General features: G+C 69.9%; 8 protein-coding genes. 1 reads left to right on the top strand and 7 read right to left on the bottom strand.

Going from position 1 to position 10,118, the window contains the following annotated elements:
- Window positions 1–302: 302 nt before the first annotated feature.
- A complete protein-coding gene (locus FV223_RS11695) occupies window positions 303–1,013 on the top strand; it encodes a sulfate transporter family protein (RefSeq protein WP_147727210.1) in 711 nt (236 codons plus the stop codon).
- 4 nt (window positions 1,014–1,017) lie between these two features.
- Here FV223_RS11695 and FV223_RS11690 read toward each other — a convergent pair whose 3' ends face one another.
- The 7 genes from FV223_RS11690 to FV223_RS11660 form a co-directional block, all read right to left on the bottom strand.
- Window positions 1,018–2,202, bottom strand: coding sequence for a complex I NDUFA9 subunit family protein (locus FV223_RS11690; protein WP_147727209.1), 1,185 nt, complete (start codon window positions 2,200–2,202; stop codon window positions 1,018–1,020).
- A gap of 162 nt (window positions 2,203–2,364) precedes the next feature.
- Entirely contained in the window at window positions 2,365–2,748 is a 384-nt protein-coding gene (locus FV223_RS11685; RefSeq protein ID WP_147727208.1) for a CsbD family protein, read from the bottom strand.
- Window positions 2,749–2,851: 103 nt separating this feature from the next.
- Complete coding sequence (locus tag FV223_RS11680; RefSeq protein WP_147727207.1) at window positions 2,852–3,064, bottom strand: CsbD family protein; 213 nt, start codon at window positions 3,062–3,064, stop codon at window positions 2,852–2,854.
- Window positions 3,065–3,309: 245 nt separating this feature from the next.
- A complete protein-coding gene (locus FV223_RS11675) occupies window positions 3,310–5,163 on the bottom strand; it encodes a KUP/HAK/KT family potassium transporter (RefSeq protein WP_187274650.1) in 1,854 nt (617 codons plus the stop codon).
- Window positions 5,164–5,344: 181 nt separating this feature from the next.
- Window positions 5,345–6,010, bottom strand: coding sequence for a dethiobiotin synthase (gene bioD, locus FV223_RS11670; protein WP_147727205.1), 666 nt, complete (start codon window positions 6,008–6,010; stop codon window positions 5,345–5,347).
- 201 nt (window positions 6,011–6,211) lie between these two features.
- Window positions 6,212–9,109 carry a preprotein translocase subunit SecA gene (gene secA, locus FV223_RS11665; protein WP_147727204.1) on the bottom strand — a complete coding sequence of 966 codons (2,898 nt, stop codon included), beginning with the start codon at window positions 9,107–9,109 and terminating at the stop codon, window positions 6,212–6,214.
- Between the two features lie 205 nt (window positions 9,110–9,314).
- The gene (locus FV223_RS11660) at window positions 9,315–9,773 is read right to left on the bottom strand and encodes a hypothetical protein (RefSeq protein WP_147727203.1); all 459 of its coding nucleotides are present in this window, start codon (window positions 9,771–9,773) and stop codon (window positions 9,315–9,317) included.
- Window positions 9,774–10,118: the final 345 nt, after the last annotated feature.

The raw sequence follows: 10,118 nt of genomic DNA, 5'->3' as shown, positions 1-10,118 counted from the left end.
TCCGCGCGGCGGCGATCCCGGCAGCGCCCGCGCCGACCACGATCACGTCCGGGTCCGCGGGCAGCGGGGCGAGCCTGGGCGCGACGCTCGGCCGGAACCGGGCATGCGAAGGTGCCGTCTCGTGCATCGAGGTCATTGCGCGGATCGCGATCCTTCTCGTCGTTCTCATTCCGGGTCCGTCGCGCGTTTCAGCCAACCCGCCGGCCCGAGGCCGACGAGACGCAAGCGGTGCTCTTGCGGCGGACGGATCGGGACACCACAACCGCGATGCGCCGATCGGCGGCGGGAGACGGGATCACGGCATGCTCATCCAGGCGGCGCTCGCGGCCCTGCGCCAGACCTTCTCCCCGCCGCTCCGTGCGATCCTGTGGAAGTCGCTTGGGTTGACGCTCGGCATCCTGGCGCTGGCCTGGTTCGGGCTGACGCGATTGATCCAGTGGTTCCAGGCGAGCCACCACATCTCGCAATCCTACCCCATCCTCGACAGCCTCGCCTACTTCCTGGCCGGGTTCGGGCTGTTCGTCGCGCTGGCCTACCTGATGCCCGCGATCTCGATCCTGGTGGCGGGGTTCTTCCTCGACGACGCCGCCGAGATCGTCGAGCGCACCGACTTCCCCGACGACCCGCCCGGCCGCCCGATGCCGTGGGGCGCGGCGATGCTCTACGCCCTGCGCTTCGCCGGCCTGACCCTGCTGGTGAACCTTGCTGCGCTGATCATCTTCTTCGTGCCGGTGATCGGGCTGGCGGCCTTCTTCGCCGCCAACGCCTACCTGCTGTCGCGCGAGTATTTCGAGATGGCTGCGGCCCGCTACCGGCCGCTGGCGGAGGCCGGCGCGATGCGCCGGACGTTCTCGGGCACGACGATCGCGGCGGGCTGCCTGCTGGCCGGGATGATGGTTGTCCCGGTGCTCAACCTGCTGACGCCGCTGTTCGGCATCGCGCTGATGGTCCACGTCCACAAGCGGCTGGCGCACCGCCTGCCGGCCCCCGCCCTGCAGGGACGGCTCCGGTAGCGGCCTAGCTCCGGCTGCCCCAGCGCCGGCCCATGCCGGGCGAGCCGCCGGCGTCGGCCCCGATCGCCGGACCGGACGCCCGCATCGGACGGTGCTGCGAGCCCTCGCCCATCGGGGTCGGCGCGATCGAGTCGGGTATCTCGGCCTGCTCCTCGGTACCGCGGCCCTTGGCGAACTGCCCGGCGGCTCGGAAGCGCCAGAGATAGCCCGGCACCACCGCCTCGGCGGCGGTCGGCTGGATGCCGAGCCCCTCGAAGCTGCGGCCCTCCGCCTTGGCGGCCTCCGAGACGACGTTGTCGTTCTGCAGCAGAACGACCTGATCGCGGGTGAGTTTGAGGTCGGCCGGCAGCAGCCCGAAGGTCAGGGTGTCGGCGATCTCCATGGCACGGGCCTGGATCTTGGCGATCGGCAGCGGCAGCGACACCACCATGCGCTTGCGCATCGTCGTTTCGAGCATGTAGCGCACGAGGTGATCCAGCGTCGCGACCTCGGGTCCGCCAAGCTCGTAGACCTTGCCGCCGGGCACGCGTCCGTCGGTAACCAGCGCGATCGCCTCGGCGACGTCGCCGACGAAGACGGGCTGGAAGCGCGACTCGGCCCCGGCCAGCGGCAGCACCGGCAGGAACCGGGCGAGGCTGGCGAAGCGGTTGAAGAAGCTGTCGCCCGGCCCGAAGACCAGGGAGGGCCGGAACACGACGGCGTCGGGTCGTGCGGCGAACACCGCAGCCTCGCCCTCGGCCTTGGTGCGGGCATAGCGCGATTCGGAGTTCGGATCGGCGCCGATCGCGGACACGTGGATCATCGCGGCGCCGACCTTGGCCGCCGCCCGCGCGATCAAGCCGGGGCCTTCGGCCTGGAGGCGCGAGAAGCTCTGGGCGCCGGTTTCCTGAAGGATGCCGACGAGGTTGATCACCACGTCCGCACCCTCGACCGCCCGCACGACCGAATCGGGGTATCGCAGGTTCGCCTGCACGGCGACGATCTGGCCGACCTTCCCGAGCGGCTGCAGGAACAGGGCGAGATCGGGACGGCGGACGGCGACCCGGATGCGGTAGCCGCGCTTGGCCAGCGCCCGAACCACGTGCCGGCCGAGGAAGCCCGAGCCGCCGAAGATGGTGACCAACTGCGAAGCGGGCCGCGTCAGGGACGGGGTCAGTAGGACGGTGTTCGGAGTGCTGGAGCCGGTCATCGCCTCGTCTCGGTCTGTGGGGCCTGCGGGCTCGGGGGCATCGCCACCCCCGGTCCGCCGTTCCTTAGACCATTTTTACCGGTCGCACGCGCCGGGCGGGCGACGAAACGACGATCTTGAACGTCGCATCCTGCAGGCGCGTACCGCCCGTCCCCGAATGGATCAGCGATCGCTCCGCAGGAGCCAACCAAGGCCGAATGCGGCGGCTGCGACGATCGCCAGGGTAGCGCCCTTGTTCTCCTCGGCGCGTTTCGCGACGTGGCGGCCATGGTGCTCCGCCCGGCCGCGGTAATGACGTCCGCGGCTCACGGCCTCGTCGGCGATGGCGCGGCCGCGCTCGCTCGCTTCGTCGATGAAATGCTCGCCGTCGCGACGCCAGTCCCGCGCGGTCTCGCGCGCACGGCCGTAGGCGTTCTGCGCAACGCCCGCGGCCTGGTCGACGGCACCGTCGAGCTGGCGTCCGGCATCCCCGCCGACTGCACCCATCGCGGTCTTGGCGCGGCCGCGCAGGTTGCGCACGCCGCCTTCGAATCGATCCCGGTTCATGATCTCGTCCCTCGCATCGTGATCCGAAGGCCGGCAGCGCCGGTCTTCGCGGATGGGCACCGGGGCCGGCTCGCAGCCGCCCCGGTGCCGAGCGCTGGACGGATCAGATCTTCTTGACGGCGTCGGCGGCCTTCTGGGCCGCGCCCTTCACGCCGTCCTTGGCGTCGCCGACGGTCTTCTGGGCTTCGCCCTTCAGCTCCTGCGCCTTGCCCTCGGCCTGCAGCTTCTCGTTGCCGGTGACGTTGCCGACACCCTGCTTGACGTTGCCGACCGCCTCGTTGGCGAGGCCCTTGATCTTGTCCGTGGTGCTGCTCATCGGGACGCTCCCTGTGTGCTCAGCGATCCCGGCCCGGCCTCGCGACGACGCCGCGAAGCGTGACCGAACGCTGTCGGGATGTCCGAACGGCAAGCGCCCATGATGGTTCCAAATGCCCCCGCCACGCGCGAAAGCGTGATCGCCCGACGCTCGGGTCGGGCCCGATACGCGGCCCGACGTCTCGATCCGGCGGGGGGATGAGGCGGCCCGGCGGGACGCTTCGGCACCGACGCGCGGATCCTCCGCTAGATCTCGATCTCGGTCCCCACCTCCACCACCTGCCGCGTCGGCACGCCGAAGAAGGCGCCGGTGCGCTCGGCGTTGCGCTGCATGAAGGCGTAGAGGCTCTCGCGCCAGGGCTGCATCCCGCGGTCGTCGTTCTTCGGGATGATGGTCTCGTGGCCGATGAAGACCGTGAGGTCGTCGAGCATCTGCGGCGGCAGGCGGCGGTGCTCGACGGCGCAGGCCAGCCCATCGGGGATCGAGGCCTCCTCCATGAAGCCGTAGCGCAGGGTCACCCGGTAGAAGTCGGGCGCGAGGATCGTCACGTGGCTGCGCTCCTCGCGCGGCACGGTCGGGGTCTCCTCGTACTGGGCGGAGACGATCATCACCCGCTCCGGCAGGGCGTGGCTGCGCTCGACGAACCGCGACAGGTGCATCGGGATGCCGTGCATCGCCGCCGACAGGAACACGCCGGTTCCGCGGACCCGCACCAGGTCCTGGTGCTGGAGCGAGGCCAGGAACACGTCCTCGGGCTGGCGCAGGCCGACGCGGGCCTCCTCGACCAGCTGGTTGCCCCTGCGCCACGTCAGCATCATCAGCGCGACGAAGCCGGCGAGCACCAGCGGAAACCAGCCGCCCTCGAACAGCTTCACGCTGTTGGCCCCAAGGAAGACGAGGTCGATCAGCAGGAAGAAGCCGTTCACCGCCAGGATCGCCACGAGGTTGTAGCCCCATCGGCGAGCGATCAGCGCGGCGAGCAGCGTGGTGATCGCCATCAGCAGCGACACGGCAATGCCGTAGGCGCCGGCGAGCGCGTCGGACGATTCGAAGATCACGACGGCGGCGATGGTGGCGGCGGCGAGGAGCCAGTTCACCGCCGGCACGTAGATCTGCCCACGCTCCTCTGAGGCGGTCTGGACGATGTGCATCGGCGGCAGGAAGCCGAGCTGGACCGATTGCTGGGTCAGCGAGAACACACCCGAGATGATCGCCTGCGAGGCGATCACCGTCGCCATCGTCGCCAGCCCGATCAGCGGGTAATGCGCCCAGCCCGGCGCGAGCCGGTAGAACGGGTTCTCGATCGCGTCCGGCGAGGCCAGCAGCAGCGCGCCCTGGCCGAAATAGTTGATCACCAGGGCCGGCAGCACCAGGGCAAACCACGCCACGCGGATCGGCCGGGCGCCGAAATGCCCGAGGTCTGCATACATCGCCTCGCCGCCGGTGACCGCGAGGAAGGCCGCGCCCAGCATCGCGAAGCTCACGTGCCAACCGGCATGGATCAAGAATTCCACCGCCTTCAGGGGGTTCGCCGCCTGCAGGATCTCCGGCTTGTGCAGAATGCCGCCGATCCCCATCAGCGTGAGGACGACGAACCACAGCAGCATCACCGGCCCGAAGATCCGCCCGATGAAGGCGACGCCCTTGCTCTGCACCAGGAACAGGGCGACGAGGATCGCGATCGTGATCGGCACGACGTAGCGGCCGAGCGCCGGCGCATCGACCTTCAGGCCCTCGATCGCCGAGAGCACCGAGATCGCCGGGGTGATCGCGCCGTCGCCGTAGAGAAGCGCCGCGCCGATCAGCCCGACGACGAGCAGCAGCGCCTTCCACGAGCGCGGCTTCGCATGGCGCGCGCCCAGCAGCGCCAGCATCGCGACGATGCCGCCCTCGCCGGCATTGTCGGCGCGCAGGATCAGCACCGCGTATTTCAGCGAGACGATCAGGATCAGCGCCCACAGGATCAGCGAGACCGCGCCGACCACCGCGATGGGGTCGGCGTTGCCGCCGCCGCTGGCGGCCCGCACCGCCTCCTTGAAGGCGTAGAGCGGGCTGGTGCCGATGTCGCCGTAGACGACCCCGAGCGCCCCGAGCAGCAGGGCCGGGCGGAACCTTCGTGCGGCGGCGGGCTCGGCGCCGCCCTCCGCACGGACATGACTTTCACTCACAGAACGCCCCGCCCTCGTCGTTTCGCGGCGCGACGCTAGCAGGCGCCCGGCGCCCGTCCATCGGAACCGTGCATCGCCGCCGACGATCGCGTCAATGTGTGTCGGCCCGACGTCAGATCAGGGCGGCGAGCGCATCCGGGCAGGGCGCATCCCGGGCGATGACGATCACCGGCACCTCGGCGTGGCGCGCGATCGCCTCGGCGACCGTCTCGGGCGGCGTCGGCGCGCCGGTGCTCTCGTTGACGACGATGGCGAGGACCGGGATGTCGGCCGCCCGGCAGGTCTCGTAGGCCGTCAGGGCGTGGCTGATCGCCCCGAGATAGCTGCCCGAGATGAGGATCGCCGGGCAGGCGAGCGACCACAGCCAGCCGAGGCCGGTCGCCTCCTGGGTCACCGGGCTCATCAGGCCGCCGACGCCCTCGACGATCAGCGTGCCCGTCGCGGCCTCCATCCGCTCCAGGCACCACGTGACGATGTCCTCGAGGACGGGCGCTTGGCCCTCGAGAGCGGCCGCCTGGTCGGGGGCGAGCGGCGCCGCGAAGCGCCACGGCGAGCAGGCCGCGACGGCGGCGGCCGTGACCGCGATCCCCTGGGCCGCCAGGAGCTGCGCCGTATCGCTGCCGGAAAAATCCGGGTCGCCCATCGGCGGCACGCCGCTCGCGACGGGCTTCAGCGCCCGCACGTCGCGTCCGTCGGCGCGCAGGCGCCGCACGATCGCCGCGGTGACGTAGGTCTTGCCGATCTCGGTGCCGGCGCCCGCGATGAAGACGGTCGTCATGGATGATGGATCCCGCGGCGCACCGGTTCTCGCGATGGCGACCGTCCGCCGCCTATCGATCGAGGCCGAACGAAACGTCGCCCGCACATCCCATCCCAGGTCATCCCGGACCCGCCTTTCAGCGCCCCGGGATGACGGGGCGGGTGGAGCGCCCCTGAACGAGAACCCTACGGACGGGAGCGCCGTGACGAGAGCAGGCGCTCAGGCCGTGAAGCTGCCGTGGCAGTGCTTGAACTTCTTGCCAGAGCCGCAGGGGCAGGGCTCGTTGCGGCCGACCCGGCCCCAGGTGGTCGCGTCGTCGGGGTCGCGCTCCAGCACGGCCCCGTCGGCCGACATCCCCTGGGCGGCGTAGCCGTAGGCCGGCCCGCCGCCGCCGTCGCTCCCGGTGCCGCGGCCGGCATAGTCCATCTCGTTCTCGCCGGTGACCGGATCGAGGTGCTGGGCGAACATCTGCGGCAGGCCGGGGGATGGCCCGAACGGGTTCGCCTGGGCTTCCGGCTCCTGGAACATGATCTCGACGCGCGAGAGCTGGCTGGTGACCTGCTCGCGCAGCTGCGTGACGAGGCCGTTGAACAGGTCGAAGGCCTCGGACTTGTACTCGTTCAGCGGGTCGCGCTGGGCGAAGCCGCGCCAGCCGATCACCTGGCGCAGGTGGTCGAGCGTCACGAGGTGCTCGCGCCAGAGGTGATCGAGGGTCTGCAGGAGCACCTGCTTCTCGATGTAGGTCGTCACCTCGGCACCGTTCTTCTCGGCGCGGGCGGCGTAGGCGGTGTCGGCGGCCTTCTTCAGGCGCTCGCGCATCTCCTCGTCGGCGATGCCCTCTTCCTTGGCCCAATCCTCGATCGGCTCGTCGAGGTTGAGGATCTCCGTCACGCGCTCGCGGAGGCCGGCGACGTCCCACTGCTCGGCGTAGGCGTTCTCGGGGATGTGGGTCGCGACGAGGTCGTCGATCGTGGCCTGGCGCATCTCCTCGACGGTCTCGGACACGCTGTCCTGGCCCATGAAGTCGCGGCGCTGCTCGAACACGACCTTGCGCTGGTCGTTCATGACGTTGTCGTACTTGAGCACGTTCTTGCGCATGTCGAAGTTGCGCGCCTCGACCTTCTGCTGCGCCTTCTCGATCGCCTTGTTGATCCACGGGTGGATGATCGCCTCGCCCTGCTCGAGGCCGAGCTTCTGCAGCATCCCGTCCATGCGGTCGGAGCCGAAAATGCGCATCAGGTCGTCCTGCAGCGACAGGAAGAACTTCGAGCGACCGGGATCGCCCTGGCGGCCCGAGCGGCCGCGGAGCTGGTTGTCGATGCGGCGCGATTCGTGGCGCTCGGTGCCGATGATGTAGAGGCCGCCCGGCAACGCCTTCTTGCGGCCGGCTTCCGGATCGGCCGGCTCGCCCGACGCCAGCACCTTGGTGCGGTTCTCGGCGATCTCGGCCTTGATCGCGGCGACCTTGGCGTCGCGCTCGGGGCCGTCCTCGAGGCCGGCGAGCTCCTTCTCGACGCGCATCTCGACGTTGCCGCCGAGCTTGATGTCGGTTCCGCGACCGGCCATGTTGGTGGCGATGGTGATCGCGCCGGGCACGCCGGCCTCGGCGACGATGTAGGCCTCCTGCTCGTGGAAGCGGGCGTTCAGCACCGCGAAGCGCTTGGTGACGCGGCCCTCGCGCGCGGCGGCGTAGACGTCTGTGAGCGCATTCGGATCGGAATAGTCGAGCAGGGTGAAGCCAGCCTTCTTGAGCAGCTCGGCGATCAACTCGGACTTCTCGATCGAGCCGGTGCCGACCAGGATCGGCTGGTGGCGCGCATGCGCCGTCTCGATCTCCTCGATGATGCCGGCGTACTTCTCCTCGACGGTGCGGTAGACCTGGTCGTCCTCGTCGACGCGCTCGACCTCCTTGTTGGTCGGAATGTCGACGACCTCGAGCTTGTAGATCTCGGCGAACTCGTCGGCCTCGGTCGAGGCCGTGCCGGTCATGCCCGCAAGCTTGTCGTAGAGGCGGAAGAAGTTCTGGAAGGTGATCGAGGCCAGCGTCTGGTTCTCGGGCTGGATCGTCACCCGCTCCTTCGCCTCGAGAGCCTGGTGCAGGCCCTCCGAGTAGCGCCGGCCCTGCATCATGCGGCCGGTGAACTCGTCGATGATCACCACCTCGTCGTTTTTGACGATGTAGTCCTTGTCCCGGGTGAACAGCGTGTGGGCGCGCAGCGCCTGGTTCACGTGGTGGACGATGGTGACGTTGTGGCCGTCGTAGAGGTCGCCGTCCTTGAGGATGCCGGCGTCGCGCAGCGCGTCCTCGATGAACTCGTTGCCCTCCTCGGTCAGCGAGACGGTGCGCTGCTTCTCGTCGAGGTCGTAGTGCGAGGGCACAAGCATCGGCATCAGCGCGTCGACGGTGACGTAGAGCTCTGAGCGGTCGTCGACGGGGCCGGAGATGATCAGCGGCGTGCGCGCCTCGTCGATCAGGATCGAGTCGACCTCGTCGACGATCGCGAAGTTGTGCCCCCGCTGCGCCAGCTGGGACATCTCGTACTTCATGTTGTCGCGCAGGTAGTCGAAGCCGTACTCGTTGTTCGTCCCGTAGGTGATGTCGCAGGCGTAGGCTTCCTTGCGCTGCTCGTCGTCGAGGCCGTGCACGATGGTGCCGACGGTCAGCCCGAGGAAGCGGTAGACCTGCCCCATCCACTCCGCGTCGCGGGCGGCGAGGTAGTCGTTGACGGTCACGACGTGGACGCCCTTGCCCGACAGCGCGTTGAGGTAGACCGGCAGCGTCGCCACCAGCGTCTTGCCCTCGCCGGTCTTCATCTCGGCGATGCCGCCCTCGTGCAGCACCATGCCGCCGATCAACTGCACGTCGAAGTGGCGCTGGCCGAACACGCGCTTGGCCGCCTCGCGCACGGTGGCGAAGGCGGGAACGAGGATGTCGTCGAGGCTCTTGCCGGCCGCGAGCTCGGCCTTCAGCATGTCGGTGCGGCCGCGCAGGGCCTCGTCCGACAGCACCTGGATCTCGGCTTCGAGCTCGTTGATCGCCGCGACGCGGGGACGATAGCCCTTCACGCGCCGGTCGTTCGACGAGCCGAAAATCTTCTTGGCGAGGGCACCGAGCATCGTGAACCTGCAAACGGGAAAGCCCGTCGGCGGTCTCCCGCAGACGGCTGGCCTTGGCTGAGTTGGCCGGGCTTATAGAGGTAAATATCGCGGGCCGCATCTAAAAGAGGCCGGCGCGCGATGGGCTGCGCAGAGGCGCTTCGGCCCGGATCCGAATCAGTGCCGCCTCGCGCGGCCCGTTCGCGGGCGGCCGTCGCCCGCGGCGTCAGTTGACTTCGCAGAACCCCACGCCGGCGCCGACGATGCGGTCCGACGGGCACCACGGGCCGGCGACCCGCACCGGATGCGGCGACGGCTTCGCACGCTCCGCGATCGGCGCGACGGCGACGGGCGCGACGGCGACGGGCGTCAGCCCACGCACCGTCTCCCGTGCCTGCGTCCACGGCTCCGTCCGCGGCGACGCCGGCTCCGTCGCGCGAGGCGGTGCGATCGGCAAGGGAACGCCAGCGCTTGCGATGCGCTCGGCCGCGCGCGGCGGGACCGGAGCCGCAGCGGACGCGCTGCCGATTCCGAGGCGCAGGCGGAACCCGCGTGCCTCGGCGGAGGACGGCGTCGCCGCGAACGCGAAAGCGGTCGAAGCCGCGAGCACGATCCATCCGATCTGCGAGATCCTGCGCATCTGCCCCTCCGTCGATCCGGCAAGCCTGTGCCGGCGCGCGTTCACGAAGGCTCAAGAAACGGAGTCAACGGAATGCTTTCCCCGTGACGGGCGAGGACGGGCGGACGCGACGGCGATGGACCGCGCGCGCATCCTTTCCTCATCTGCGCCGTGCTCCTGCGACCTCATTTCCGTCATCCCTTGCGCCTTGCCTTTGCGTGCGACGCGAGCCACCTGTCTCGCCGATTCCCGCGGCTGCGATGCCGCTTCCTCGAAGCCCCGTGCGAGACCGTCCGGCGCCGTGCCGCGACGGGTCGGGGCGAAACCGTCTAGGAACGCCAACGCCATGTCGAAGACCCAGACCCTCCGCGGCGCGAGCGCGCTCGCCCTGGCGCTCGCGCTCGGCGGCAC

This window comes from Methylobacterium sp. WL116 (genome assembly GCF_008039455.1).
In the GTDB taxonomy this organism is placed as follows: domain Bacteria; phylum Pseudomonadota; class Alphaproteobacteria; order Rhizobiales; family Beijerinckiaceae; genus Methylobacterium.
This window is presented reverse-complemented; position numbering and strand designations above follow the sequence as displayed.

Coding starts and splice junctions, on each gene's coding strand:
- FV223_RS11695 (WP_147727210.1), top strand. CDS start 303: ATGCTCATCCAGGCGGCGCTCGCGGCCCTGCGCCAGACCTTCTCCCCG.
- FV223_RS11690 (WP_147727209.1), bottom strand. CDS start 2,202: ATGACCGGCTCCAGCACTCCGAACACCGTCCTACTGACCCCGTCCCTG.
- FV223_RS11685 (WP_147727208.1), bottom strand. CDS start 2,748: ATGAACCGGGATCGATTCGAAGGCGGCGTGCGCAACCTGCGCGGCCGC.
- FV223_RS11680 (WP_147727207.1), bottom strand. CDS start 3,064: ATGAGCAGCACCACGGACAAGATCAAGGGCCTCGCCAACGAGGCGGTC.
- bioD (WP_147727205.1), bottom strand. CDS start 6,010: ATGACGACCGTCTTCATCGCGGGCGCCGGCACCGAGATCGGCAAGACC.
- secA (WP_147727204.1), bottom strand. CDS start 9,109: ATGCTCGGTGCCCTCGCCAAGAAGATTTTCGGCTCGTCGAACGACCGG.